Below are 26,277 nucleotides of genomic sequence, written 5' to 3'. Positions count from 1 at the left end.
CAGGACAGAAAATGAAGAATGCTTTGATGCTTTCGGGGTTGATGACAGCCCTCTCCAGCCTTCCCGCAATGGCTCAGGAGCTTGAGATTATTGGTAAGCCGGTTGATGGCGGCCTTGGGTTCCAGCCTGCTGCTACCAGTCTGGCCTCGGGGATTCAGCGGCTGGATGATATGATTCTGGTGATCATCACCGCGATCTGCCTGTTTGTTGCGGGTCTGCTGATTTACTGCATCATTCGCTACAATTCGCGTAACAACCCTGAACCGGCGCGATTCTCGCACTACACCCCGGTTGAGATTGCCTGGACCCTTGGCCCGATCCTGATTCTGGTCTTCATCGGTGCCTTCTCGCTGCCAGTTCTGTTCAATCAGCAGGAAATTCCCGAAGGTGACATCACCATCAAAGTCGTTGGGAACCAGTGGTACTGGACCTACGAATACGTTGATCACGATTTCGCCTTTGACAGCTATCTGCTGGGCCATCCGGCCACATTGGATGAAGGCGCACGCCCGGCCGATGCGGACGTGACCCCATTTGTTCTGAACGATGCGATGCGTGCCAAACTGGCGGATGCGGGCTACAGCGATGACGAATGGCTGCTGGCCACCGATACCGCCGTTGTCGTTCCGGTTGGCAAGGTCATCGTCATGCAGGTTACCGCATCAGACGTGATCCACTCGTGGACCATCCCGTCCTTCGGCGTGAAGCAGGACGGTGTTCCGGGTCGACTGGCCGAACTGTGGTTCGAGGCCGAAAAGGAAGGCATCTATTTCGGTCAATGTTCCGAACTGTGCGGCAAGGATCACGCTTATATGCCGATCACCGTCAAAGTGGTAAGCGAAGAGGCGTATGAGCAGTGGCTGCAAGGCGCACTGGAAGAGTATGCAGGTCAGCCCGCAGCCTATCAGGTTGCATCCAAGTAATGACCCGCGCGGGCTGAAAAGCTCGCGCCAAAGGTAATGCAGGCTGCGCGGTACCCGCGCAGCTTTCGCCCCAGAAGGACCGGAAATGAGCGACGCAAGCATCAATGCCAGCACAGTAGGCGCCCAATCCCACGCGGATGAGGCCAGCTTTGGCGATTTCTTTGCCTTGCTGAAGCCGCGTGTGATGTCGCTGGTCGTGTTCACCGCTTTGGTCGGCCTTCTTGCGGCACCGGTCCCTGTTCATCCATTCGTCGGCTTTTGCGCCATCCTGTTCATCGCCATCGGCGGTGGCGCATCCGGCGCTTTGAACATGTGGTGGGACGCCGATATCGACCGCGTGATGAAGCGTACCAAAGGCCGCCCGATCCCCTCTGGCAAGGTCCAGGAGGGTGAGGCGATGGCAATCGGGCTGGCCCTGTCGGGGCTGTCCGTTATTATGCTGGGTCTGGCAACCAACTGGTTTGCTGGCGCTTTCCTGGCCTTCACGATCTTTTTCTACGTTGTCGTCTATACGATGTGGCTGAAACGCTCGACGCCGCAAAACATCGTGATCGGCGGCGCGGCAGGGGCATTCCCGCCGGTTATCGGCTGGGTTGCCGCAACAGGGTCTATGTCGATCGAGCCGTGGTTGATGTTTGCCCTGACCTTCATGTGGACCCCGCCGCATTTCTGGGCTCTGGCGCTATTCATGCGCTCGGATTACGACGATGCGGGTGTTCCGATGCTGACCGTTACACATGGTCGTCGCGCCACGCGCTGGCACATTCTGGTCTATACCGGGCTGCTGGCCATGCTGGCTGTTGGAACCGCGTTCTCGGGTATTGGCGGTCCGATCTACCTGACCGTGGCTGTGGTGTTGAACGCGCTGTTCCTGCGCGGAGCGTGGCAGATTTCGCGCCGGAACGAGGATGACTCCGAGGCCGACAATTTCAAGGTCGAACGCGCGTTCTTCAAGCTGTCGTTGCTGTATCTGTTCCTGCATTTCGGTGCTATCTTGGTCGAAGCACTGCTGAAACCCTATGGGTTAGGAGGTTGGTCATGAGCCTGCGCAAGAGCCACGAACTTCACCAACGCCGGTTCAGCCGTAACCTTGGGGTCGGCCTGACGCTGGCTGCCTTTATCGTGATCATATTTGGTCTGACGGTCGTAAAGGTTTCAGGAACAGATTTCAGCTTGGCGACGCAAGAGGTACAGAATTGATGGCTCTGTCAGGTCCGCAGAAAACTGTTGCACAGACAGTTGGCGTAGTTGTCCTTATGGGCAGCCTGGCGTGGGTATCCGTTCCGTTTTACGATTGGTTCTGCCGCGTCACCGGTTTTGGTGGCACCACCGGTGTTGCTGCGACTGCGCCCGAGGATATTCTGGATCGCAAGGTTACCGTCCGCTTTGACGCCTCGAAGGCAAAAGGCATGGCATGGGAATTCAAGCCGGTCGCTCGCGAGATGGAAGTGCGTATCGGCGAAACCGGACTGGCCTTTTATGAAGCCTACAACCCGACCGACCGCCCCATCGCGGGACAGGCGTCCTATAACGTGACTCCGTATTCAGCCGGCGGGTATTTCCAGAAAATTGCCTGTTTCTGCTTTGAAGAGCAGGTGCTGCAACCGGGTGAACGTGTTGAGATGCCGGTCACCTTTTTCGTCGACCCTGAAATGGTCGAGGATCTTGAAGCTAAGTATGTTCATACGATTACACTGTCGTATACATTCTACGAAATTGACCTGCCCGAGGGCGTTGCCGCCCTTGAGACGCAGGCTGATATAACAACGAACTAACGCCTGTAGGTGAGGGACGCTGATGGCACACGCAAAAAACCATGATTATCACATTCTGGCCCCGTCGATCTGGCCTCTGATCGGCGCGATCGGCGGCTTTGTGATGCTGTTCGGAGCCGTCCTGTGGATGCACGGGGTTACCTCGTGGATGTTCTGGGCCGGCTTGGTGGCCGTTCTTTACACCATGTTCGCATGGTGGTCCGAGGTTGTGGTCGAGAGCCGCCAGGGCGATCATACACCAGTTGTCCGCATCGGCCTGCGCTATGGCTTCATCCTGTTCGTTATGTCCGAGGTGATGTTCTTCTTTGCCTGGTTCTGGTCGTTCTTCAAACATCGCATGTACCCGATGTACGACTATGCCGGTACCGAATATATCCAGCCTGACATTCATGCGGTTGACCCGTTCCACCTGCCGCTGATCAACACTCTGGTCCTGCTGCTATCGGGCTGCGCAATCACCTGGGCGCACCACGCGCTGGTGCATGGCAATGACCGCAAGGCGCTGGTGCAGGGGTTGGCCATCGGTATAGTTCTGGGCGTCGCATTCACAGGTCTGCAGGCCTTTGAATACTATGAGCTGCTGGCGCATGAAGGCTGGAAATTCGGCGGTGATCAGTTCTATTCGAACTTCTTCATGGCAACCGGCTTTCATGGTTTCCACGTTCTTATCGGTACCATCTTCCTTTCAGTGTGCTTAATCCGGGCGCTCAAGGGTGACTTCACGCCTGAGAAACACGTCGGGTTTGAGGCGGCTGCCTGGTACTGGCACTTCGTTGACGTTGTCTGGCTGTTCCTGTTCTTCGCAGTATACATCTGGGGCCAGGCGCCGTTGATGTAGCGCCAGACGGGCGAACAAATTGTAAAAGCCGCCCTTTTGGGGCGGCTTTTTCTCTATTCGGGGCGCAAGATTGCGCCCCATACAATTGCAAGGTTGCCTTTCTGCGGCTGCAGCCCTTAACAAGACGCCGGCTCTTGCAGAGCCTTTGAACAACACAACCTGGTCCTGACATGCGCCGCATTCTCTTTCTGATGATCTTTGGCATTGCCGGTCTGGCGATCCTTGTGTCGCTGGGTGTCTGGCAAATGCAGCGGTTGGCGTGGAAACAAGGCGTTTTAGCCGAAATCGAAAATCGGATTTCAACCGATCCGGTTGATTTGCCTGACACTGTGTCGCCTGATGCTGATAAGTATCTGCCGGTCACGATTGCGGGCGAGGTCGAGCCGGGCGAGATCCACGTTCTTGTCTCGGTCAAACAGGTTGGGGCGGGCTATCGCATCATCCAGTCTTTCAGCACAAATGACCGGACAATTCTTGTGGACCGAGGCTTTGTTCCTGTGACCGCGAAGCACGATCAAAGGCTGAATGGACCGATGGAGATTACTGGAAATCTGCACTGGCCGGACGAAATTGACGGTTACACGCCTGAGCCGGACATTGACGACAATATATGGTTTGCCCGCGATGTACCGAACCTGGCCGCCGCACTTGGGGCTGAGCCAGTTCTGCTAATCGCGCGGTCGCAAACCGACCCCGACATCACACCCTTGCCCGTTTCGGCGACGGGTATCCCGAATGATCACTTGCAATATGCAATAACATGGTTTGGCCTGGCTTTGGTCTGGGCCGCGATGACCGGATATTTTCTGTGGCGCAGCCGCGCCCCTTCTGAGAGTGACGCGACATGAAATACATCTCGACCCGCGGGCAGGCGCCCGAACTGACGTTTGAAGAGGCGATGCTGACCGGATTGGCTCGTGACGGTGGTCTGTACCTGTCTGCCGAGATCCCGGTGATGACGCAGGATGAGATCGCGGCACTGGCCGGACTGCCCTTTGAGGAAATCGCGTTCCGGGTGATGTGGCCCTATGTCAGCGGATCTTTCGGTGAGAGTGAGTTCAAAGAGATCATCGGCCGCGCCTACGAAGGCTTCGGCCATGACGCCCGCGCGCCGTTGAAGCAGTTGAACGAAAACCACTTCCTGTTGGAGCTGTTCCACGGGCCGACCTTGGCCTTCAAAGACTTCGCCATGCAGCTGATCGGTCAACTGTTTCAGGTGGCGCTAAAGCGCCGTGGCGACCGTGTGACCATCGTTGGCGCGACCAGCGGTGACACCGGATCGGCTGCGATTGAAGCGTTCCGGGGGCTCGACGCCGTGGACGTGTTCATCCTGTTCCCGCATGGCCGAGTTTCGGAAGTGCAGCGTCGGCAGATGACGACACCTGCGGACAGCAACGTGCATGCGTTGGCCGTGGACGGCGATTTTGACGATTGTCAGGCCGCGCTGAAGGACATGTTCAACGATTTCGACTTCCGCGACGACGTGAAGCTGGCTGGCGTGAATTCGATCAACTTTGCCCGTGTTCTGGCGCAGATCGTCTACTACTTCTCCGCTGCTGTCAGCCTCGGCGCGCCACATCGCAAGGTCAGCTTTACGGTGCCGACCGGCAATTTCGGTGACATCTTCGCGGGCTACCTTGCAAAGCGCATGGGCCTGCCAATTGACCGTCTGGTTGTCGCCACCAACCAAAACGACATTCTGCATCGTTGCCTGTCTGGCGAGGGGTACTTCAAGGGCGACACCATCCCCTCGATCAGCCCGTCGATGGATATTCAGGTCAGTTCGAACTTTGAGCGTGCGCTCTACTATGCGTATGGCGAGGATGGCGGCGCCGTCGCGCAGTTGATGGATGAATTGAAGAACGGCGGCTTCAATGTCAGCCAGGGCGCAATGGAGGCGCTGCGCGAAAGCTTTGACTCGGGCCGTGTATCCGAGGATGAGACGTTGGCGACAATCAAGTCCACTCTGACCCATAGTGCGGAACTGGTTTGCCCGCATACCGCCGTGGGCATCAAGGTTGCAGAAGAACATCGCGCGGCCGACGTTCCGATGATCACACTGGCCACCGCGCACCCTGCAAAATTTCCAGCAGCGGTCGAGAAGGCAAGCGGCGAACATCCGCCTCTTCCATCCCGCATGTCTGATCTATATGAACGTCCGGAACGGGTGACCCGCATCGCCAACGATCTGGGCACTCTCGAGGATCATATCAGAAGGCATATCGCTGAGTGACTGTCAGACAAGACCAACTGAAGAACGGATTTCGTATCGTCAGTGAACATATGCCGGGGCTGCAATCTGCGGCCATCGGCATTTGGGTGACCGCCGGTGGGCGGCACGAGCGGATTGAACAGAACGGTGTCGCGCATTTCTTGGAGCATATGGCTTTTAAGGGAACCAAGCGTCGTTCAGCTTTGCAAATCGCCGAGGCGATTGAGGACGTGGGCGGGTATATCAACGCCTACACGTCGCGCGAGGTGACGGCTTATTACGCGCGTGTTCTCAAAGACGATGTGGCGCTGGCGATGGATGTCATCGGTGACATCGTTCTGAACCCGATCTTCGACCCGCGTGAGATCGAAGTTGAACGCGGTGTGATCCTACAGGAAATCGGTCAGGCCTATGACACACCCGACGATGTGATCTTTGATTGGTTGCAAGAGCAGAGCTATCACGATCAACCGCTGGGTCGAACCATTCTGGGTCCGACCGAACGTGTCAGCGCGTTTTCGCGCGAAGATTTGTCCGGGTTTGTGGCAGAACACTATGGACCCGAACAGATGATCCTGTCTGCTGCTGGTGCCGTTGATCACGATGCGCTGATGAAAACCGCTGAGGCGTTGTTTGGCCATCTTAAACCGTGCAAGGGGCTGATCCCGGAAACCGCCCGTTTCACTGGCGGCGAAGCGCGGCAGGAGAAAGAGCTGGAGCAGGCCCATTTCGCGCTGGCGCTGGAAAGCCCCGGCTATCGCGACGATGCGATCTATACCGCACAGATTTATTCGACGGCGCTTGGCGGAGGCATGTCCTCTCGCCTGTTCCAGGAAGTGCGCGAAACACGCGGGTTGTGCTACACGATCTTTGCGCAGACCGGAGCTTATGCCGATACCGGCACGACGACGATTTACGCCGGAACGTCAGCGGATCAGGTCGCAGAGCTGGCCAGCATAACGATTGATGAGATGAAGCGTGCAGCCGAAGACATGAGCGCCGAAGAGGTTGCCCGCGCCCGCGCGCAGATGAAAGCCGGTATGCTGATGGGGCTGGAAAGCCCGTCGAACCGGGCGGAACGTCTGGCGCGTTTGGTGCAGATCTGGGACCGGGTTCCCTCGCTTGAGGATGCCGTGGCCAAGATCGACGCCGTCGGCACCGAAGATGTGCGTGCCTTCGCCGAGCAGATGGCAGTTCAGGCCCCTGCTGCGCTGGCGCTTTACGGTCCTGTCTCGGGCGCACCCACGCTGGCGCAATTGCAGGAGAGGCGTGCGGCGTGATGCTGTTGGGCAGACGCAAGCTGAAACTTGAAACCGAGCGCCTGAGCTTGCGCCCGCCCGCGCATTCCGACTTTAACGACTGGGCGGCGCTACGGCGCGCGTCACAGGAATACCTAACCCGGTGGGAGCCGGTTTGGGCCAAGGATCACCTAAGCCGCAAGTCCTTTACCAACAGGGTTTATTGGGCGCAGCGCTCCGTGGCCGGTGGGACGGCGATCCCACTGTTTTTGTTCCGTCGCACGGATGATGTGCTTTTGGGGGCCATCACGCTGGACAATATCCGTCGCGGCCCGGCGCAGGCAGGAACCTTGGGATATTGGACGGGCCAGTCTTTTGCCCGTCAGGGTTACATGCGCGAGGCCATCGGTGCGATCGTTCATCACGCCTTTACCCGACTGGACCTCAGCCGGATCGAGGCCGCTTGCTTGCCCGAGAACAAACCGTCACGTGGCTTGCTGGAAAGTTCGGGATTTAAATACGAGGGCGTGGCGCAGTCGTATCTGCAGATCAACGGGCGGTGGCGGACGCATGTGCTGTATGCCAGCCTAAGGTCGGACCGGCGCGGGAAGACGGACGCAGGGTAGGACGATGGTGCGGCTCAAAAAGCCAGTGATCTGGATCAGCGATGCAATGGTGGGCACTGCGGCGTTGAAAGGATTTCATTCTGATCGTTGGGATAATGATCTGAAGTTCACAGCGGACGCAAACACCCGAAATGTCCGAGGAGAGCCGCTTACAGCGGATTTCTTCCCTTCGGAGGTATTTGCCGATTACAAAGACGAAAAAGAGAAGAAACAACCAGACTTCTTTATGGCTGCGGGTGCATGGACCGTGTCCGCCGTGTGTGCGGCTGTCCTTCGCGAATTCGATCTCGGTGATGGCAACCTTTATCCTGTGAAGTTGTTTCAGCATGATCGCACCACGCCGGTGGAAGGCGAGTACTTCTGTCTGAACTTCGGCGCACAAAAGACTGGCGTGCTGACAGAGCAATCTCCGCGCATAACAAAGCCTTACCCAAACTATGCTATCTGGCAGCCGCCTGGGGCTATGCAAGACAAGGATATTGCGGTCAGCGCTTCGGCCCTGGATGGTCCTGACATCTGGATAGACACACAAATGCGCCACGCCTTTTTTGTGAGTGATCCGTTGGCACAAGCGTTGCGTGCGGCGAAAGTCTCGCGCCCGTTCAAGCTGCGGAAGTGCATCGTTCTCTGAATTGCTCCTAGAAAATGCCAAGTCCGTGAATTCACTCACGCGATATCTGCAGGCGTGACTTACCCGTGTTCTGCGCTACACTCCGGACATGCGCTGGATTGTTGCGGTATTGATGGTGATCTCGGGTGAGGCTTCGGCACAGGAACGGCGGCCGAGCCATTGCATTGCCATCGCGGATGCCGCACCGGGGATTGAGTATATTCACAAAGCAGCTTGGCAGGACCCGGTGCCCGAGTTCTCGGTTCGGATCAGCTATATCGCTCACGCGTCGTTTATGATCCAGACGCAGGGCGGGTTGAACGCGGTAACGGACTTCACCGGTTTCATCGGCAGCGCGGATCTGATCCCGGACGTGGTGACGATGAACCATGCCCACGGCACCCATTGGACCGCCCATCCGGATCCTGCCATCCCGAATGTGTTGCCGGGGTGGGGCGAGTTCGGGCAGGGGATCGAACACTATCTTGATCTGGGAGAGATGCTGATACGCAATGTCTCAACCGATATCCGATCCTCTTATGGCGGTGTGGAAGAGCGCGGAAATTCAATCTTTGTGTTTGAGGTTGAAGGGTTGTGCATAGGCCATCTGGGTCACCTGCATCATGTGCCGTCGGATGAACAATTTGCCGCCCTGGGGCGTTTGGATGTTGTGATGGCTGCGGTGGATGGTGGAACGACGATGCCGCTGCCGGAAATGATCACGGTATTGAAGCGGCTGAAAAGCTCTGTCATCATTCCAATGCACTGGTTTTCCAGTTTCTCACTGGACCGTTTTCTGGTCGATATCCGCAACGACTTCCCCGTTGAGCGCAAAGGTGTGTCTGAGATCACCGTGTCTCTGCGTACGTTACCTGATCGCCCGACGGTCGTGGTGCTTGAGCCGCAATACCTCATCGAACTGGAATAAGGCTTGTCGGGGCGTCACGACTTGGGCAAGGAAAGGGTATGAAACTAAACCCTGCCGATGACAATTTTGCCCAATCAATCCGCACTGCGGTGGGCGATGATATTCTGCACCCTGTCGAGGAACGATACCTGGAAGAGCCGCGCCGCAGGTTCGCAGGCCATGTCGGCGTTTTGGCGCTGCCGAAGTCGGTAGAACAGGTTTCGACGCTCGTTCGGCTCGCCTCGGATGCATCGGTTCCCGTCGTGCCTTACGGCGGCGGCACCGGATTGGTCGGCGGGCAGGTGATGACCGACGGCCCGGCCCCGTTGCTTATTTCACTGGAGCGGATGTCAGCCATCCGGGCGGTTTATCCGACCGAGAACATTCTTATCGCCGAGGCCGGTGCCATTCTGGCCGATGTTCAGGCTGCTGCGGAAGAAGCTGATCGATTGTTCCCGTTGGCATTGGCGGCGCAAGGGTCTTGCCGGATAGGTGGAAATCTTGCGACGAATGCGGGTGGCGTCAATGTATTGCGCTACGGCAATGCGCGTGACCTGTGTCTTGGGTTGGAAGCAGTTCTTCCAAATGGTGAAATCTGGCACGGCCTCAGCCGATTGCGCAAGGACAACACTGGGTACGATCTGCGCAACCTTCTGATCGGGGCGGAAGGCACGCTGGGGATCATCACAGCTGCGTCGTTGAAGCTGTACCCGCGTCCGGCCGAGACCGGCACCGCGATGTTCCAGGTGGCCTCTCCGGATGCTGCCATTGAATTGCTGGCACTGGCACGCGATCAGGTGGGCGAGGGGGTCAGCACCTTTGAGCTGATCCACAAGCAGGGCCTGCAATTCTTGTCCGAGGTTTTGCCCGATATCCGCCAGCCCTTTGACGTCCAGCCTGAATGGATGGTGCTTATTGAATTGGGTCTTTCTGGCGGTGCGTCACCGTCAGACGCGCTGATGGCGCTGTTCGAAACAGCGGAGGCGAGCGGGCTTGTAGGTGATGCAGTCATAGCCCAAAGCGAAGCGCAACGAATGGAGCTTTGGGCCGTACGTGAGCATATTCCCGAAGCCAACCGGTTGATCGGTTCGGTCTCGAGCCATGACATCTCGGTCCCGATCTCGCAAATCCCCGAATTCATCCTGCGAGGGTCCGAAATTGTACGCAGGTTGGGGGATTTCCGGATTAACTGTTTTGGGCATTTGGGTGACGGCAACCTTCACTACAACGTGTTCCCGCCGCAGGGGCATAGCCGTTCAGAGTATGACGCACAGCGGCAAACGGTAAAACGCTTGGTGCATGATTTGGTGCATGAGTTCGGTGGTTCGATTAGCGCAGAACACGGCATAGGGCGTTTGAAAACGGATGATCTATGTCGCTATGGCGATCCGGTAAAGCTTTCGGCGATGCGCTCGATCAAGGCCGCGCTTGATCCAAAAGGAATCATGAATCCGGGTGCCGTTCTAAGGGCTTAGGCGCGGCCCATTTAGTACAGGCCGCGCTCTGGATTCACGATGCGGGCAGGATGACTTTGTCAATCACGTGGATGACACCGTTCGATGTCTCGATGTCTGCCTGAACAACGTTCGCGTCGTTGACCATTACGCCGTTATCAAGGTCAATCGTGACTTCACCGCCTTGTACGGTTGCGGCTGTCATGTCATCGGACAGATCGCCTGACATCACTTTGCCGGGCACCACGTGGTAGGTCAGGATGGCAACCAGTTGATCCTTGTTCTCGGGCTTCAGAAGGGTTTCAACTGTGCCTTCGGGCAGAGCGGCAAAGGCGTCATCAGTGGGGGCAAAGACGGTGAAAGGCCCTTCACCTTTCAGCGTATCGACAAGCTCTGCGGCCTGAACGGCTGCCACGAGAGTTTCAAAGCTGCCTGCGCCGACGGCGGTGTCGACAATATCCTTGGAGTGACCATCTGCATAAGCGGCCGTTCCTACGAGAAAGCTTGCGACACCGGCAATTGCGAGTTTGCGAAACATGGTATGATATCCCTTGATGGAATGCCCTTGGTGGCATCGGTTTGAATACGGGGCGGCATCAAAGGGAGATCACTGAATTTGTCGATAAGTTCGGGTTGATCCAAAGAAAAACCGCGCTAAGCCAGCGCGGTTTCAGATTTCCACTCACGATCTTGTGAATGCGCAGCCTGTCAAAGACCTTCGAATTCGCACAGGACGTGGACGTCCATGCCCATATCCTCCAAAGCCTTGCGCCCACCCAATTCGGGCAAGTCGATAATGAACGAGCATGAGACGATCTCGCCGCCCAGTCGTTCGATCAGTTTGATTCCGGCAGCTGCGGTGCCGCCTGTTGCCAGCAGATCATCGACCACGAGGATTTTTTCACCCGGTTGGATGGCGTCGTCGTGGATTTCGACAATCGCCTCGCCGTATTCAAGCTTGTAGTCTTGACTGATCGTGGTTCCCGGCAGCTTGCCCTTTTTGCGGATGGGCACGAATCCGACGCTTAGCTGGTGCGCGATTGCGCCGCCTAGGATAAAGCCACGCGCCTCGAGGCCAACGACCTTGTCGATGCGCTCACCGGCATAGGGGTGCAGCATTTGATCGATCGCCATGCGGAAACCGCGCGGATCCGCGAACAGGGTCGTGACGTCCCGGAACATGATCCCTTCATGTGGGAAATCCACGATTGTCCGAATGTAATCTTTGACCGACTTGTTTCTGGACATGGCCATCCCCTCTGGCGTCAAAACACGCTGGGCTGTTTGGCCCATTGGTGTGAGTCATGCAAGGAAAGATTGCCGCCCCAGGCGTGCGGCGTTTCGACTGACGGTGGTCGCGATACAGTGCATCGACCGGCCGCGTCAGATATGGTTTGTGCCCCTTGCCTTGATCTTTTGAAAAAATCGCCTGAGCGACATGAAGGTTCGTTGCCATAACCTTCTTTTGTTGTTAGGTGCTCGTGAATTACAAACTATATGCGACGTATATACAAAGCCTATCTTGCAGGCCTGGGATATTGATGGGAATGGGACGCGTGGGAACGAAAGACGGCAAGGTTTCAACTAAGAAAAACAGTCAGTTGGTCCTGCGGCTGGACAAGGATGAACGGGACGAGTTTGTTCAGCTATGCAAAGAGTTGGACACGTCGGCCGCGCGAGAAATCCGGCGGTTCATTCGCGGTTTCATGAAGGAACACGCTGAGAGCTGAGCCCTCAGGCCGGGCGGCGCAGAACAGCGGTGGCCACTCCCATCCCGATTAATGCCAGCCCTCCGAACCGGGTCATTGCGGTGACGACGCCCGAACGACCGATCATCTGGCGCAGGTGGTCCGCCAAAAGGGCGTATGCCAGCGAATTCAGCCATGCCAGCCCCACAAAGGTTGCGATCAGGATAGCAAATTGCGGTCCGAGCGGGTCAGCCGGGCGCAGAAACTGAGGAACGAAAGCGATAAAAAACGCGATAGATTTCGGGTTCAACGCGGTGACGGCGGCAGCATGGCCAAAAACGCTGTGTGCGGTGACATTGCGCCCGGTGTCCACAGTCTCAAGCCCGCCTGATGGCGCGCTGCGCAACAGTTTGATCCCCAGCCAGACCAAATAGGCGGCACCGACCCATTTGAGGGCCGTGAATAGGGCAGCCGAGGCCAGGACCAGCGCACCAAGCCCCAAAAGAGAGGCCGTCATAGCCACCAGATCTCCAACAGCTACACCCGTCGCCGAGGCGACAGCCACGCTGCGCCCCTTGGATAGGGCATAGCTAAGCACCAGCAAGACCGTCGGGCCTGGGATCAATAGTAAGGCGGTAGATGCAGCGACAAAGGCGAGCCAAAGGTCAAGGGACATCGGAAATCCTGTGAATACGTTTCCCGCAGCAAGCCCGGACCAGCGCGCAAGGTCAAGCCCTGCGTGGTTGCGTTGTCAGACGCATCAGCGCCTCAAGCGGACCGCGTTTGAATTTGCGGGACCACAATAGGGCAAAGATCGAGGACGCGGCGCAGAACGCAACAGCGTAACCCGCGATCTGCGGGGCGTTCAGTGACCCGTTCAGCAACCCGGCCTCCTCCAGTATGCCCATGCCGATCAGGATGTGCACCACATAGAGCGTCAGGCTCTGCCGACCGGGCGCGGTCAGGGCTGGGCCGATGCGCAACTTTTCGATCTTGGGCCACAGCTTCAACAGCAATCCGATCACCACGCAAGCCGAGCCGGTTCCGGCAATAATGTAGAACGGTCCCGGTGGGATGGACGCGGTTCCCAGATAGATCACCAGATCAGGGTCCGAGGCCAACATTTGCGGAAACAGGGCAAATATGGCAGCTCCGAACCCCCACATAATCAGCCTGTGTTGAATGCAGATCGTGTGCAGTTCGGATCGTCCAATAGCCATTCCGATCAACAGGAACGCCGCCCAGGGAAGGACCGGGTGCCAGCCGTTGAAAAACAGGTTACGCAAAAAACCGGGCAGGGTCCAAAGGTCGGTGTATGTCAGCGTTTCCCAGTCCCAGCCAAGGTCGTAGTTGAAAATCATGACAGCGAGGACAGCCAGCGCCACCACCCCAACTGAACCCAACCACAATGCACGGGTTGGTGCCGTCAGGAAAGCAGCGCCAACAACGAAGTACACGGCGTAGAAATGCAGGATATCGGCGTCAAATACGGTCATGTTGATCAGACCGAGAGCGAACAGAAACACCGCGCGCCGCAGCAGCACCGACGCTGAAACAGAGGATATCCCAATTCCGATGCCGGCCAGGATGACGAACAAAGCGGCCGCGCGGCCTTCAAGCAAATCGATCAGGGTCGAGGCCCAGTCATTGCCGGGGGCGACCTGAGCGGCAATGCGGAAATTCACCAGAACCATTCCGCAAAACGCCAGAAACCGGGCTGCGTCCAATGCCTCAAGTCGCTTCATGCTATCCCTCTGTTTCGCCAGTGTTTTGACGGTGCCGTGCGAACCACAGATCGGTGCAGTACAGGCGATTTTTCAAGATGAAGGGCAAAAAAGAACCGGGGCTGTGCAACGCGGCAACAAGTTTTAAGATTGGATTAAGTGTAACCCGCGCGGCTTGAAACGGTTCCTTGGGCCACCGACCTTGAAGCGGACGCAACACTTCGGAGAGGCCGATGGTTCAAACAGATCAAACACGCGCGAACGCGGCACCTGAAACCAGCCACTCGCGGCTTGCCCACCTAAAGGGCGCGCTGATCCTTTTGGTTCCGGTCCTCGCGGTGATCTATGCGGGCATCGTGGGGTACATGTATGTGAACCAGCAATCGCTGTTGTTCAAACCGGACGGAGAATTACCAGCGCCCAACACGGTAGGGTTGGCTGATGTGGAGTCCGTTTCCTTCACAATGTCCGATGGCGTTACGCTGACCGCGTGGTCCGCCCCGCCCGCGACCGATGATGCGCCGACAGTTTTGTTCTTTCATGGCCAATCGGGCAACCTGGGCGACCGGTCCGATCGGATGAGAGAGATCCTCAACAGTGGCTTCGGCCTGCTGGCCCCCAGCTACCGTGGATATCCGGGCAGCGAGGGCGAACCGTCCGAGATGGCGCTAATTTCCGACGGCATCCAGATGTATGACCAGCTGGATCGCCAAGGTGCGGACGTTGTGTTGCACGGCCAAAGTCTTGGAACAGCCGTTGCGACCGCCGTAGCTGAACAGCGCCCAAATGCACAGCTGCTGGTGCTTGAGGCACCCTTTACAGCCACGGTGGACGTCGCGGCGGAAAGATATCCCTGGCTACCGGTGCATGCCCTGATGCGGGATCAGTTCGCGACCCGTGATTTGATCGGGAACGTCACCGTTCCGACTTTGATATTCCACGGGACCGAGGATGAAACGGTTCCACTGCATCACGGCGAAGCTTTGGCCGCGATGGCCGGGGAGACGGCGCAGATCTATGTCATCCCGGACGGCACACACAACGACCTCTGGTCGCACGGATTGTGGGATCAGGTTCAACAGTCTTTGCCAGCCAACTAAAGTTGCCGGTCAGAGAATCCGACCAGCAACAGCATCCAATTTTGCCAACACGGTGGGATCACGTTTCTCCGGTGCGGTCAGGATGGCATATTCCAGTGCCCGGTCGCAGCCATGAGGGCAGGGCGCGCGGTCAGCGCCCAGCAGATCGGGCAGACCTTTGACAAGCGCACGGCCTTTCTCGGCATTGCCGGTTAGTGTGGCGATGATGGCGGTGACGTCCACCTCGCCGTGATCCGGGTGCCAGCTATCGTAATCGGTGACCATGGCGATCGAGGCATAGCAAAGCTCGGCCTCGCGGGCGAGTTTGGCCTCGGGCATGTTGGTCATGCCGATTACGTCGCAGCCCCAGTGTTCGCGGTACACCTTGGATTCCGCCAATGTCGAGAATTGCGGCCCCTCCATCGCCAGATAGGTGCCGCCGCGATGGATGGTTATCCCTGCCGCTCGACCGGCAGTCTCACACGCGTCCGACAGGCGCGGGCAGGTGGGGTGTGCAACGCTGACGTGGGCCACGCAGCCGGTGCCAAAAAAGCTCTTCTCGCGCGCGAATGTCCGGTCGATGAACTGATCGACGATTACGAAATCGCCCGGTGCCATATGCTCGCGGAACGACCCGCAGGCCGAAACTGAGATCACATCCGTCACACCCAGTCGCTTCAGCGCGTCGATATTGGCGCGGTAAGGCACTTCAGTAGGGGAATGCACGTGGCCGCGCCCGTGACGAGGCAGAAAGGCCATCTCAACGCCATTCAGCGATCCGGTCAGGATCTGATCCGAAGGATCGCCCCATGGCGTTTCGACCGTGACCCATTCCGCATTTTCCAAACCGTCGATCTCGTAAATGCCTGATCCGCCGATGATGGCGATTTTGGTCTGGGTCATGGCTGCACTCCGTGAAAAACTGTTTAAAGAGTTCTGCGTGGCAGCCGTGGGTTTGGCAAGTGGCTTCAAGGGTTTGTGTAACTTGCTTGCTAGCTATGCGATTTACGCATATCAGGGTCCCGCTGGGTGCAGTATCTAATGTCAGGTATGACAGGTAAAAGGCCCCTTTCGCGCGAACAAACAACCCCACAGGACGTCTCATGCCCCGAGCCATGCTGGCAAGCTTTGCCAATCGTATAGCCAAACCTGATCTCCGCTGGATGCCGGACGAGGGGCTAACGGTCTCGCGCTTGCGGATTGAGCTGTTGTCGGGCCTGACCGTTGCGTTGGCTCTTGTGCCTGAAGCGGTAGCATTTGCCTTTGTCGCAGGTGTGCACCCGTTGGTCGGACTGTATGCCGCGTTCATGGTGGGTTTGATCACGGCGCTGATCGGCGGCCGGCCGGGCATGATCTCCGGCGCAACCGGTGCTCTGGCTGTTGTGATGGTGGCGTTGGTGGCTGAACACGGGGTCGAGTACCTGTTCGCTACTGTGGTTTTGATGGGTATTTTGCAGGTCATTGCAGGCGCGATGCATTGGGGCCGGTTTATCCGACTGGTGCCGCATCCGGTGATGCTGGGGTTTGTGAATGGTCTGGCCATCGTGATTTTTCTGGCCCAGATGGGGCAGTTCAAGGTTCCGGGCACCATGGAAAACACCGGCCACGGCCTAAGCGGTGGTGAATGGCTGTCGGGCCTGCAGCTTTACACGATGTTGGGACTGGTTGCCCTGACGATGGCCGTGATCTGGGTTATGCCGCGTATCACGCGTATCGTGCCCGCACCATTGGCCGGGATTGTTGTTGTGGCTGCGCTGGTGATTGGGTTCGGACTTGATGTGCCGCGCGTTGGTGATCTGGCCTCAATTGAGGGCGGCCTGCCGGCGTTTCACATCCCGATGGTGCCGCTGAACTGGGAAACCTTTGAGATCATCTTGCCCTACGCTGTCATTCTGGCCGCCATCGGCTTGATTGAATCCCTGCTGACCCTGAACCTCGTTGGTGAAATCACCGGCAAGCGCGGAGGGGCCTCGCAAGAATGCATTGCGCAGGGTGTGTCCAATGTAGCGACTGGATTCTTCGGTGGCATGGGCGGTTGTGCGATGATCGGTCAGTCGATGATCAACGTAAAATCCGGCGGTCGCACCCGCATCGCCGGGATTGCTGCAGCCCTGTTCCTGCTGGTGTTCATCTTGTTCGCCTCACCGCTGATTGAGCAGATTCCGCTGGCCGCGCTGGTTGGTGTGATGTTCATGGTGGTGATCGGGACCTTTGCGTGGAACTCGTTCAAGATCATGCGCAAGGTGCCCCTGATGGATGCGTTCGTCATTGTTCTGGTGACTGTTGTGACCGTGATGGAAGACCTTGCGGTTGCCGTGGTTGTCGGTGTGATTGTCTCGGCGCTGGCCTATGCCTGGAACAATGCTAAACGCATTCACGCAGTCACGCGGGATTCGGCCACGGAAGAGGGCGCAAAAGTCTATGAGATTCAGGGGCCTTTGTTCTTTGGTTCGTCCGACGGATTCATTGAACTGTTTGATATTCAGAACGACCCTGACACTGTAATCGTGGACTTTGCCGAAAGCCGCGTCGTGGATCAATCCGCGCTGCAAGCCATCGAAAACATCGCTGGAAAATACGAGGCTGCGGGCAAACGCGTCATGCTGCGCCACCTCAGTCGGGATTGCCACAAACTGCTGAACAAGGCCGGCCACCTTATGGTCGATAGCGACGATGACCCGGACTACGAACTGGCCGTCGATTACTCGGTCCGCACGGGTGTGCTGGGCGGGCATTGATTGCAAAAGGTGGCCACTTCGGCCGCCTTTTACTTTGGAGCAATCCGTTCCAATTCTCCAATATTACCAGACAGAAGCGCCTCTTCGGCTTTGGCGATCTTCTCGGCGGGCCAATCCCACCAGCTCAATGCTAAAAGCCGGTCGATGGTGTCCTTTTCGAACCGGAACTGCCGCACTTCGGCAGGGTTTCCGGTGATGATCGCATAGGGCGGTACGTCTCCGCGAACAACAGACCCGGCACCAATAATTGCCCCCGAACCGATCTGCGCACCGGGTAGGATCATTGCGCCATAGCCAATCCAGACATCGTGGCCGATGAGAGTGTCGCGCGTGTCCGGCTGAAACCCGGTCATTCCGTCCGGGTCAAACACTGGAAACGGGAAGCACGTCAATCCATCCATTGAATGATTGGCCGATGATGTGATGAAACGTACGCCATGGGCGATCTGACAGAACTTCCCCAGCACCAGCTTTTCTTGCGAAAACGGAAACAGGTAGGGGGCAAGTCGTTGCGCCCAATCGTCTGACGGCTCAAAATCCGATGCGTAGCTGTATTCTCCGGCCTGAAACCTGGGATGGTCAATCGCTTCAGACAGGAAAACTGTGCCCTTGTGATCAGAGCCATCAGGGAGCGTGATCGGGTATCTGCGTAAGGGGTCAGGAAGCGGCATTAGTCATCCGGTCGTGAAAGGCTGAACAGCTCGGTGACCACTGAATAGTCCCGGTACCCAAGCCTTGCCAGCGGTTGGAATGTTGTGACGTCGAACATGCCGTCTTTCAGGCAATCGTCGCGCAGATGTACGCCGGTTACTTCTCCGAACACCACCCGATTGGCCTCGCCCGGAAGGGACACGATCTGGGTTAGCTTGCATTCCAGCGCTGCCGGAGCCCCATCGATCCGGGCGCATGGGATGGTTTCGCATTCCAAGGGTGTCAGGCCTGCATGGCCAAATTCGTCGACATGTTTCGGCAAGCCTGCTGAGCTGGCATTCATTGCGTCGCGATGTGCGTGCGCCACGACGTTTACACAAAACACCCCCGTTGCCTTGATATTGGCAAGACTGTCTTTCGTGCCGTCTTGATCGTGTTTGGTTCCGGTTGAAGCAAACATCACCTGCGGCGGGGTGTAAGCAACGCCGTTGAAAAACGAATACGGAGCCAGATTGTTGATCCCATCTGTGTCACGCGTGGAAATCCAGCCGATCGGTCGTGGCGTGATAATAGCGTTGAACGGATTGTGTGGCAGGCCGTGGCCGTCTTCGGGGCGATAGAACATAAGATCTCCAAGCGTTTGCCCAAGGCGTACCGAAGTGCTAGGGCGATTGCCAGCTAGGAAAAGAGGGCAGGGTGCAGCAGTTCGTGATCAGGCCGGAGGAGCCGGATGATTGGTGGGAGGTCGAGGCACTTTACGACCTGTGCTTTGCGCCGGGGCGTGAGGCGCTGTCCTCGTATCGTCTGCGCGATGATGTTCCACCCGTGTCGGGCCTTTCGCTTGTTGCGCGCGACAGGCAGGGCATTCTGGCCGGGGCGATCCGTTTCTGGCCCGTGCATGTGGGCGATCACGACGCTTTGTTGCTGGGCCCCGTGGCGGTGCACCCGACCCATCAAGGCGAAGGTCTGGGGGGATTCCTGATCCATCAGGGGCTTGAGGCCGGTCGCGAAATAGGCTGGCAAAGGGCGATGCTGGTGGGCGATGCGCCTTATTATGCGCGTTTCGGGTTCACACGACTTTCCGGTGTGGAAATGCCCCCGCCAACAAACCCAGACCGGGTCTTAGGCGCGGAATTGAGCCCCGGTGAATGGTTGAATGTGCGTGGCGAGGTGACCCGCTGGACGCGCTGAGCTATTGAAACCCTGCCGTTCAGCCCCGATGTTTAACGTCAGGAGGGCTTATATGCAGGACGTGCTTCTAGTCGAAAAGCTGGATACCGATGCCGAATTGGATCGGTTGGCCAAGTATTACAGAACCGCCGGAGGTCCCGGCGTTAAACTGTTGAACAGTTTGGGGGGGTCGGCGGAATCGCTACTGGAACAACTTCCTGTATCTGTGCGGGAGGGGCTGACAGGGGCCACCGAACAGGCGCTTTGGCTAGCGATGCACGCAGCCGAGGGTTCGCGTCGCGCCGTTCCTGATCAAAAGCCGTGGGTCAACACCGCTGTCGCAACGGCGATGGGGGCTGCTGGCGGCATGGGTGGCGTGTCGACTGCCCTGATGGAATTGCCTGCTACGACCGCCATGCTATTGCGTGCCATTCAGGGTGCGGCGTTCCGCGAAGGGTTCGATCCGTCCGAGGAAGGCGTCAAATTTGATTGCGTTCGGGTCCTGTCTGCAGCTGGACCACTGTCTTTTGACGATGGCGCAGATCTGGGCTTCTTTTCGGTCCGCCTGACGTTGACTGGCCCAGCGATGCAGAAGCTAATTTCAGCGGTAGCGCCGAGACTGTCCATTGTACTGGGCCAGAAGCTGGCAGCGCAATCGATACCGGTCCTGGGTGCGATCGCAGGGGGTGGTACGAACTATGTCTACACCCGATATTATCAACAGGTGGCGCGCGTTCACTTCGGGTTGCGGCGACTGGCAATCGATGCCGATATCCCGCATGAAGATCTGGTTCAGAAACTGGCTGCCCGCGTTTGAAATCTGCCTAAAAGCTTGGAAGAAACCGCACCATATGGTATGCTGACCCCATCCGACCGCTAAATGTATAAGAACCTCAAAGGTCGGCGATTGAGGATGAAAGCAGTTTGAAAGGTGGTGCGGCGTGATCGGTGCGAGGCAACCGACGTGTCTGCAGGGAAGCGAACAGCACTTGCGGCTTAAGCATCAATCAGCGGCCCTTTGCTATCGCATCAAACATGGCCGGCTCAGGGTTTTGCTGATCACAACGCGCAAATCCAAGCGTTGGATCATACCGAAGGGCTGGCTGATCGAGGATATGACACCGTCGCAAACCGCCAGACGAGAAGCTTGGGAAGAGGCTGGGGTTAAAGGCGATTGTGCAAACAAGCCCATGGGCCGTTTCACATACCTAAAATCCCGCTCGAGTATGAACCCTATGGTGTGTCTGGTGGATGTCTTTCCCCTCTGTGTTACGTCGATTGCGCCTGAATTTCCTGAACGGGCCCAACGAAAGCGAAAGTGGGTTTCGCCCAAAAAAGCGGCCTCTCTGGTGAAATCGCCGGAACTGTCCCATTTGTTACGCAGTCTTGGCCCGATTCTACACTGACTCGCCTTGCGAAGGGCTTGATCTTGCCATGTCTGTCGGTATCTATTTGCCTACCGGAAAATGGACGGACCATGATTCAATATTCGCTGAAATGCAGCCGCGACCATACATTTGACAGTTGGTTTCAATCGGCCGCCGCTTACGACAAACTCGCCTCCGCAGGTATGGTGACCTGCGTTGTGTGTGGTGACGCGCAAGTAGATAAGGCTATCATGACCCCTCGCGTTCGTCCGGCCCGCAATGCCCAGACAACTGAACCACAAAGCAAACAGGTGGATGTGGCGACCCCGTCGCCAGACATCGAGAAGGTGCTGGCGGATCTGCGTCGCAAGGTCGAGGAAAACTCGGACTATGTCGGTAAGGATTTTGCCAAAGAGGCGCGTAAGATCCATTTGGGCGATGCGCCCGAACGCGCGATCTATGGCGAAGCCAAGCCCGATGAGGCCAAAGCGCTGATCGAAGACGGCGTGCCGGTTTCGCCGTTGCCTTTCCTACCCACCCGTAAAACGAACTGACCCATGCATATCGTTATCACCGGGGCTAATCGCGGAATTGGGCAAGCTCTGGCAGATCGTTATCGCGCGCAGGGGCATGACGTAACCGGAACCGCGCGGGATTCCAGTGCGCAGCTTGTACTGGATGTGACAGACCCGAAGCAGCAGGCTTCTATGACAGAAGGGCTTGCGGGTCGTCCGGTTGATCTGTTGATCTGCAACGCCGGGGTCTATCTGGACAAAGGCCACGGCATAGACGGCTATCCTGCCGACATGTGGGCGCAGAGTTTTGCGACCAATGTGACGGGCGTGTTTCTAACCGTGCAGGCGCTTTTGCCCAATCTTCGGGCAGCGCAAGGCAAAGTTGTGATCCTGTCGTCGCAGATGGCGTCGCACACACGCGCGCCCGGTGGCAGCTATATTTATCGCGCGTCCAAAGCAGCGGCCCTGAATTTGGGGCGGAATCTGGCCACTGATCTGCGTGCAGATGGTATATCGGTGGGCATCTACCATCCGGGGTGGGTGCAGACGGATATGGGCGGCACTCAGGCTGAGATCACTGTGGATCAGGCAACAAATGGGCTGCTTTGCCGCTTTGAGTCACTGTCACTGGCCACGACCGGGTGTTTTGAAACCTGGGACGGTCAGCCGCACGATTATTGACGTTTCAGCGCTGCCGTGGGGATTTCGTAAACTTCATCGGGGTCGATGAAGACCACTGTCAGGTCACCCCGTGTTTCGTGACTGATCCGGGCCGGTGAGCTGCTGGAGGTCGGTACGCCATCCGTGAAATAGATGCTGCGTACTTCGGCGCCGCCCAATCCGACAGCAAGTGTCGTGGTTCCGTCGTCATGGTGGCGCAGCTCGGCGTGGCAGCTGCTCAGCGCTGCTCCGCCTTTGGCACAGGGCACCGTACCCAGTGCATTCTTGCCGTCGGTTGCAGCCAGCGTTGAGACCTGTGCAAAGGCGGATGAGGATAAAAGGACGAGGGCTGCGGCAGCGCGGATCATGGAGAACCTCTGGGAATAAATGCGAGTTGCAGGCTGACAGCCTCTTGGTCGGTTGTAAAGCGATCAGGTGCGGCCATCCGACTGGTTTTGAACTCTTGCCCTTGCGGCCCCCCTCGCATAAGACGCACGGGACCAGAAATCCAAGGCGCGGAGACACTTGCCCCCATGCCCTTACTCGTGATGAAATTTGGCGGCACTTCGGTTGCCAACCTTGACCGTATCCGCCGCGCAGCCAAGCGCATCGGCGTCGAAGTGGCGAAGGGCTATGACGTGATCGTCATCGTCTCGGCCATGTCCGGCAAGACAAACGAGCTTGTGGGCTGGGTCGATGAAACTTCACCGTTGTACGATGCGCGGGAATATGATGCCGTCGTGTCCTCGGGTGAGAATATTACCGCTGGCCTGATGGCGTTGACGTTGCAGGAAATGGATGTCCCGGCCCGGAGCTGGCAGGGCTGGCAGGTTCCGCTGATGACCACCAGCGCCCACAGCCAGGCCCGGATCGAAGAAATTCCGACCGATAACCTGAACCAGAAGTTTGGCGAGGGCATGAAGGTTGCCGTCGTCGCCGGGTTTCAGGGCATCAGCCCAGAAGGCCGTATCACGACCTTGGGCCGGGGTGGGTCAGACACCACCGCCGTCGCGTTTGCCGCCGCCTTCGGTGCCGAGCGGTGCGACATCTACACGGACGTTGATGGTGTCTATACTACCGACCCGCGCATCTGCGAGAAGGCACGCAAGCTGGACCGCATTTCGTTCGAGGAAATGCTGGAATTGGCCTCGCTGGGGGCAAAGGTGCTGCAGACCCGCTCAGTCGAATTGGCGATGCGCTACAAGGTAAAACTGCGCGTTCTTTCAAGCTTTGAGGAACAATCCGACGAGGCCGGTACGCTGGTCTGCGATGAGGAGGATATCATGGAATCCAATGTTGTGGCCGGTGTGGCCTATTCCCGCGACGAAGCCAAGATGACCGTTGTCTCGGTGGCTGACCGCCCGGGCATCGCGTCGATCATCTTTACCGCGCTCAGCGACGCGGGCGTGAATGTCGATATGATCGTGCAGAACATCTCGGACGAAGGGCGCACGGACATGACCTTTTCCTGCCCCACCGATCAGGTGGCCCGCGCCGAACAGGCATTGCTGGCAATCAAGGATGCGGGTGAGCTGAATTATGCCGAACTGGTCGCGGACCAGGATGTTTGCAAGGTCTCGGTCGTGGGGATCGGCATGCGCTCGCAGTCGGGCGTGGCGGCCAAGATGTTCAAGATACTCTCGGATGAGGGGATCAACATCAAGGTCATTACAACCTCCGAGATAAAAATTTCCGTCCTAGTCGACAGGAAATACATGGAACTTGCTGTTCAGGCACTGCATGATGCCTTTGAATTGGACAAGGCGGCCTGAGCATTTCAGCCAAAGGTCTCGCCTGATTCCGTAATTTGGGTGGGATATGGCGGAAGGCACCGAAACTGAATCCCGCAAGCTGCTGGGGCGGCTGCGCGAAGAGATGGCGAGCGAAGCCGCCGGTCAGGAACGTCTTGACCGGATCACGCATCTGATTGCCGACAGTATTCGGGCCGAGGTGTGCTCGATCTATCTGTTCCGGGATGCCGATACTCTTGAGCTTTGCGCGACTGAAGGGTTGTCGCCAGAGGCAGTTCACAAGACACGTATGCGGTTGGGTGAAGGGCTTGTTGGTCATGTTGCGCAATCAGGCAAGGTCGTGAACACCGCAGACGCGCCTTCGACCAAAGGGTTTCGGTATATGCCGGAAACCGGCGAAGAGCGGTTCTCGTCCTTCATCGGGGTGCCGATCCAACGTTTGGGTGAAAAGCTGGGCGTACTGGTCGTGCAATCCCGTGATGCGCGCGTGTATTCTGCTGACGAGGTCTATGCGTTGGAAGTGGTCGCCATGGTTCTGGCCGAGATGACCGAGCTTGGTGCCTTTGTGGGCGAGGGCGCAGCGCTTTCACCCCGGCACCAGCAATCGGTGCAATTTGAGGGAGGACCAGCACAGGAAGGATCTGCCGAAGGGCATGTCTGGTTGCATGAACCCCGTGTTGTCGTCACCAACCCGATTGCTGACGATCCCCACCGCGAACGTGAGCGTCTGAACGAGGCCGTGGATGAGCTGCGCGTGGGCGTCGACAAGATGCTTGAGATTTCGCAGGGCGGTGACAAGGAGCAATTGCAGGTTCTGGAAGCGTACCGGATGTTCGCCAATTCCAAAGGCTGGATGCGCCGGATGGAAGAGGACATTGCCCTAGGGCTTAGCGCCGAAGCGGCGGTTGAGAAAGAGCAATCGCAGGCGCGGGCGCGCATGGGGCAGGTTACCGACCCCTATCTGCGGGAACGGCTGGCAGATCTGGATGACCTCAGCAACCGGCTGCTGCGTATCCTGACCGGGCAGGGGGGCACCAACGGGGCCGACCTGCCACCCGATCCGATTCTGGTTGCCCGAAATATCGGGCCTGGGGATCTGTTGGAATATGGTCGCTCGTTGAAAGGGATCGTTCTTGAGGAAGGCTCGGTCGGTAGCCACGCAACGATTGTGGCTCGCGCCCTGGCAATTCCACTGGTGGTTCACGTTGGGCACATCACGACCGAGGCGTTGAACGGAGATCATATTCTGGTCGATGGCGATCAGGGCATGGTCCAACTGCGTCCGGAAGATACGGTTGTCTCCGCGTTTCGCGATAAAATCGCAATGCAGGCCAAAGCGCAGGAACGCTATGCCTCGATCCGCGATACTCCGACAGTGACGCGCGATGGTGAACGGATTAATCTGGTTATGAACGCGGGCCTGATGGCCGACCTGCCGTCGCTGGGCAATTCAGGGGCCGAGGGTGTGGGCCTGTTCCGCACCGAGCTTCAGTTCCTGATCCGCAATCAGATGCCCAAGCGGTCCGAGCTTGTGACACAATATCAGCGCGTCATGGATGCTGCTGGCGACATGCGCGTGGTGTTCCGCACACTGGATATCGGGTCGGATAAAGTTTTGCCCTATATGAAACATGTGGAAGAGCCCAACCCCGCACTGGGCTGGCGCGCTATTCGCGTTGGTCTGGACAAGCGCGGCGTTATGCGGATGCAGTTGCAGGCATTGATGCGTGCAGCCAATGGGCGGCCTTTAACAATCATGTTCCCGTTTGTGGCGCAGGCCGAAGAATACCGTGAGGCACGTTGGGAAGTGAACAAGACCATCGAACGCGAAAAGCGCCTTGGTCATGTGCTGCCAGAATCGATCGAAGTTGGCGCAATGCTGGAAACGCCGTCTCTCGCCTTTGCCCCGCAGAAGTTCTTTGACGAGGTCGATTTCGTCTCGATCGGGGGCAACGACCTGAAACAGTTCTTTTTTGCCGCTGACCGCGAAAACGAGCTGGTGCGCCGACGCTATGACACGCTGAATGTCAGCTTCCTGACCTTCATCGAACGGATTGTCGAACGCTGCAATATCTCGAACACGCCGTTGTCTTTCTGTGGCGAGGATGCCGGGCGACCGGTTGAGGCGCTTTGTCTGGCAGCCATGGGTATTCGGACCCTGTCTATGCGCCCTGCGTCGATAGGCCCGGTCAAAAGCGTGCTGTTGCGCGCCGATCTGCAGTCACTGCGTAAGATCATCGCTGACGCCCGCCATCGTGGAGACCAATCGGTTCGATCCTCGGTAATGGAGTGGTTGCGGAATCAGGGTTGATTTTCCAGTTGCGCTTCCCTATTCAGTGCCTGAATGTTAG

At 57.6% G+C, this 26,277-nt stretch carries 30 protein-coding genes; 22 read left to right on the top strand and 8 right to left on the bottom strand.

Annotated elements, in window-relative coordinates; translation table 11 throughout:
- The first annotated feature begins 11 nt into the window (after nt 1-11).
- The 12 genes from coxB (at nt 12) to AC2FJE_RS19735 (ending at nt 10,604) form a co-directional block, all read left to right on the top strand.
- Nucleotides 12-923 (top strand): cytochrome c oxidase subunit II, encoded by a 912-nt coding sequence (gene coxB, locus AC2FJE_RS19790; protein WP_496761371.1) that lies wholly within the window; start codon nt 12-14, stop codon nt 921-923.
- 85 nt (nt 924-1,008) lie between these two features.
- The gene (gene cyoE, locus AC2FJE_RS19785) at nt 1,009-1,965 is read left to right on the top strand and encodes a heme o synthase (RefSeq protein ID WP_282120031.1); all 957 of its coding nucleotides are present in this window, start codon (nt 1,009-1,011) and stop codon (nt 1,963-1,965) included.
- Entirely contained in the window at nt 1,962-2,123 is a 162-nt protein-coding gene (locus AC2FJE_RS19780) for a cytochrome c oxidase system small membrane protein (protein ID WP_170561014.1), read from the top strand. Before cyoE ends, AC2FJE_RS19780 begins: the two co-directional genes overlap by 4 nt.
- On the top strand, nt 2,123-2,698 hold the full coding sequence (locus tag AC2FJE_RS19775; RefSeq protein ID WP_496757752.1) for a cytochrome c oxidase assembly protein: 576 nt from the start codon (nt 2,123-2,125) through the stop codon (nt 2,696-2,698). The genes AC2FJE_RS19780 and AC2FJE_RS19775 overlap by 1 nt, the downstream gene beginning before the upstream one ends.
- A gap of 22 nt (nt 2,699-2,720) precedes the next feature.
- Nucleotides 2,721-3,536, top strand: coding sequence for a cytochrome c oxidase subunit 3 (locus tag AC2FJE_RS19770; RefSeq protein WP_496757754.1), 816 nt, complete (start codon nt 2,721-2,723; stop codon nt 3,534-3,536).
- 170 nt (nt 3,537-3,706) lie between these two features.
- A complete protein-coding gene (locus AC2FJE_RS19765; RefSeq protein ID WP_496761369.1) occupies nt 3,707-4,384 on the top strand; it encodes an SURF1 family protein in 678 nt (225 codons plus the stop codon).
- Nucleotides 4,381-5,769: a threonine synthase gene (gene thrC / locus AC2FJE_RS19760; protein ID WP_496761367.1), complete on the top strand. Its 1,389-nt coding sequence runs from the start codon at nt 4,381-4,383 to the stop codon at nt 5,767-5,769. Before AC2FJE_RS19765 ends, thrC begins: the two co-directional genes overlap by 4 nt.
- Entirely contained in the window at nt 5,766-7,028 is a 1,263-nt protein-coding gene (locus AC2FJE_RS19755) for a M16 family metallopeptidase (protein WP_496757758.1), read from the top strand. The genes thrC and AC2FJE_RS19755 overlap by 4 nt, the downstream gene beginning before the upstream one ends.
- Nucleotides 7,028-7,612 carry a GNAT family N-acetyltransferase gene (locus AC2FJE_RS19750; RefSeq protein WP_496757760.1) on the top strand — a complete coding sequence of 195 codons (585 nt, stop codon included), beginning with the start codon at nt 7,028-7,030 and terminating at the stop codon, nt 7,610-7,612. The genes AC2FJE_RS19755 and AC2FJE_RS19750 overlap by 1 nt, the downstream gene beginning before the upstream one ends.
- A gap of 4 nt (nt 7,613-7,616) precedes the next feature.
- On the top strand, nt 7,617-8,243 hold the full coding sequence (locus tag AC2FJE_RS19745; protein ID WP_496761366.1) for a hypothetical protein: 627 nt from the start codon (nt 7,617-7,619) through the stop codon (nt 8,241-8,243).
- An 88-nt stretch (nt 8,244-8,331) separates the two neighbouring features.
- Nucleotides 8,332-9,150 (top strand): MBL fold metallo-hydrolase, encoded by an 819-nt coding sequence (locus tag AC2FJE_RS19740; protein WP_496757764.1) that lies wholly within the window; start codon nt 8,332-8,334, stop codon nt 9,148-9,150.
- A gap of 38 nt (nt 9,151-9,188) precedes the next feature.
- Nucleotides 9,189-10,604, top strand: coding sequence for an FAD-binding oxidoreductase (locus tag AC2FJE_RS19735; protein ID WP_496757766.1), 1,416 nt, complete (start codon nt 9,189-9,191; stop codon nt 10,602-10,604).
- Nucleotides 10,605-10,638: 34 nt separating this feature from the next.
- Here the strand turns inward: AC2FJE_RS19735 and AC2FJE_RS19730 are convergent, their stop codons facing one another.
- Together AC2FJE_RS19730 and AC2FJE_RS19725 are read right to left on the bottom strand one after the other, a co-directional pair.
- Nucleotides 10,639-11,121, bottom strand: coding sequence for a fasciclin domain-containing protein (locus AC2FJE_RS19730; RefSeq protein ID WP_496757768.1), 483 nt, complete (start codon nt 11,119-11,121; stop codon nt 10,639-10,641).
- 170 nt (nt 11,122-11,291) lie between these two features.
- A complete protein-coding gene (locus AC2FJE_RS19725) occupies nt 11,292-11,831 on the bottom strand; it encodes an adenine phosphoribosyltransferase (RefSeq protein ID WP_058272309.1) in 540 nt (179 codons plus the stop codon).
- Between the two features lie 299 nt (nt 11,832-12,130).
- Between AC2FJE_RS19725 and AC2FJE_RS19720 the strand changes: the two genes are divergently transcribed.
- Nucleotides 12,131-12,313 carry a hypothetical protein gene (locus tag AC2FJE_RS19720; protein WP_496740575.1) on the top strand — a complete coding sequence of 61 codons (183 nt, stop codon included), beginning with the start codon at nt 12,131-12,133 and terminating at the stop codon, nt 12,311-12,313.
- A gap of 4 nt (nt 12,314-12,317) precedes the next feature.
- Here the strand turns inward: AC2FJE_RS19720 and AC2FJE_RS19715 are convergent, their stop codons facing one another.
- Together AC2FJE_RS19715 and AC2FJE_RS19710 are read right to left on the bottom strand one after the other, a co-directional pair.
- Nucleotides 12,318-12,947 (bottom strand): LysE family translocator, encoded by a 630-nt coding sequence (locus AC2FJE_RS19715; protein ID WP_282169121.1) that lies wholly within the window; start codon nt 12,945-12,947, stop codon nt 12,318-12,320.
- Between the two features lie 52 nt (nt 12,948-12,999).
- Entirely contained in the window at nt 13,000-14,016 is a 1,017-nt protein-coding gene (locus AC2FJE_RS19710; RefSeq protein ID WP_282169122.1) for a DUF418 domain-containing protein, read from the bottom strand.
- Between the two features lie 212 nt (nt 14,017-14,228).
- Between AC2FJE_RS19710 and AC2FJE_RS19705 the strand changes: the two genes are divergently transcribed.
- A complete protein-coding gene (locus AC2FJE_RS19705) occupies nt 14,229-15,095 on the top strand; it encodes an alpha/beta hydrolase (RefSeq protein ID WP_496699805.1) in 867 nt (288 codons plus the stop codon).
- A gap of 9 nt (nt 15,096-15,104) precedes the next feature.
- Here AC2FJE_RS19705 and AC2FJE_RS19700 read toward each other — a convergent pair whose 3' ends face one another.
- Entirely contained in the window at nt 15,105-15,977 is an 873-nt protein-coding gene (locus AC2FJE_RS19700) for an S-methyl-5'-thioadenosine phosphorylase (protein WP_496757773.1), read from the bottom strand.
- A gap of 200 nt (nt 15,978-16,177) precedes the next feature.
- Between AC2FJE_RS19700 and AC2FJE_RS19695 the strand changes: the two genes are divergently transcribed.
- Nucleotides 16,178-17,812 (top strand): SulP family inorganic anion transporter, encoded by a 1,635-nt coding sequence (locus AC2FJE_RS19695; protein ID WP_472724206.1) that lies wholly within the window; start codon nt 16,178-16,180, stop codon nt 17,810-17,812.
- A gap of 29 nt (nt 17,813-17,841) precedes the next feature.
- Here the strand turns inward: AC2FJE_RS19695 and AC2FJE_RS19690 are convergent, their stop codons facing one another.
- Entirely contained in the window at nt 17,842-18,483 is a 642-nt protein-coding gene (locus AC2FJE_RS19690) for a CatB-related O-acetyltransferase (RefSeq protein ID WP_496761365.1), read from the bottom strand.
- Nucleotides 18,483-19,088 carry a flavin reductase family protein gene (locus AC2FJE_RS19685; protein ID WP_058272253.1) on the bottom strand — a complete coding sequence of 202 codons (606 nt, stop codon included), beginning with the start codon at nt 19,086-19,088 and terminating at the stop codon, nt 18,483-18,485. Before AC2FJE_RS19685 ends, AC2FJE_RS19690 begins: the two co-directional genes overlap by 1 nt.
- 71 nt (nt 19,089-19,159) lie before the next feature.
- On the opposite strand from AC2FJE_RS19685, the gene AC2FJE_RS19680 reads away from it, so the two are divergent.
- From AC2FJE_RS19680 to AC2FJE_RS19660, 5 genes are all read left to right on the top strand, one after another.
- A complete protein-coding gene (locus tag AC2FJE_RS19680; RefSeq protein WP_282120017.1) occupies nt 19,160-19,654 on the top strand; it encodes a GNAT family N-acetyltransferase in 495 nt (164 codons plus the stop codon).
- 52 nt (nt 19,655-19,706) lie between these two features.
- Nucleotides 19,707-20,450: an EcsC family protein gene (locus AC2FJE_RS19675; RefSeq protein WP_109313429.1), complete on the top strand. Its 744-nt coding sequence runs from the start codon at nt 19,707-19,709 to the stop codon at nt 20,448-20,450.
- A gap of 124 nt (nt 20,451-20,574) precedes the next feature.
- The gene (locus AC2FJE_RS19670) at nt 20,575-21,039 is read left to right on the top strand and encodes an NUDIX hydrolase (RefSeq protein ID WP_282169128.1); all 465 of its coding nucleotides are present in this window, start codon (nt 20,575-20,577) and stop codon (nt 21,037-21,039) included.
- A 71-nt stretch (nt 21,040-21,110) separates the two neighbouring features.
- Entirely contained in the window at nt 21,111-21,554 is a 444-nt protein-coding gene (locus AC2FJE_RS19665; protein ID WP_108861745.1) for a DUF1178 family protein, read from the top strand.
- 3 nt (nt 21,555-21,557) lie between these two features.
- Complete coding sequence (locus tag AC2FJE_RS19660) at nt 21,558-22,196, top strand: SDR family NAD(P)-dependent oxidoreductase (RefSeq protein ID WP_496757785.1); 639 nt, start codon at nt 21,558-21,560, stop codon at nt 22,194-22,196.
- On the opposite strand, the gene AC2FJE_RS19655 is transcribed toward AC2FJE_RS19660, so the two are convergent.
- Nucleotides 22,190-22,543: a hypothetical protein gene (locus AC2FJE_RS19655; protein ID WP_058272247.1), complete on the bottom strand. Its 354-nt coding sequence runs from the start codon at nt 22,541-22,543 to the stop codon at nt 22,190-22,192. The genes AC2FJE_RS19660 and AC2FJE_RS19655 overlap by 7 nt on opposite strands.
- 165 nt (nt 22,544-22,708) lie before the next feature.
- On the opposite strand from AC2FJE_RS19655, the gene AC2FJE_RS19650 reads away from it, so the two are divergent.
- Together AC2FJE_RS19650 and ptsP are read left to right on the top strand one after the other, a co-directional pair.
- Nucleotides 22,709-23,947: an aspartate kinase gene (locus AC2FJE_RS19650; RefSeq protein ID WP_058272246.1), complete on the top strand. Its 1,239-nt coding sequence runs from the start codon at nt 22,709-22,711 to the stop codon at nt 23,945-23,947.
- A gap of 46 nt (nt 23,948-23,993) precedes the next feature.
- Nucleotides 23,994-26,237 carry a phosphoenolpyruvate--protein phosphotransferase gene (ptsP, locus tag AC2FJE_RS19645; RefSeq protein ID WP_113790526.1) on the top strand — a complete coding sequence of 748 codons (2,244 nt, stop codon included), beginning with the start codon at nt 23,994-23,996 and terminating at the stop codon, nt 26,235-26,237.
- Nucleotides 26,238-26,277: the final 40 nt, after the last annotated feature.

It is taken from the genome of Ruegeria sp. CDSC002 (genome assembly GCF_059610905.1).
The sequence above is the reverse complement of the archived record's forward strand: the minus strand, read 5'-3'. Positions and strand labels throughout refer to the sequence as shown.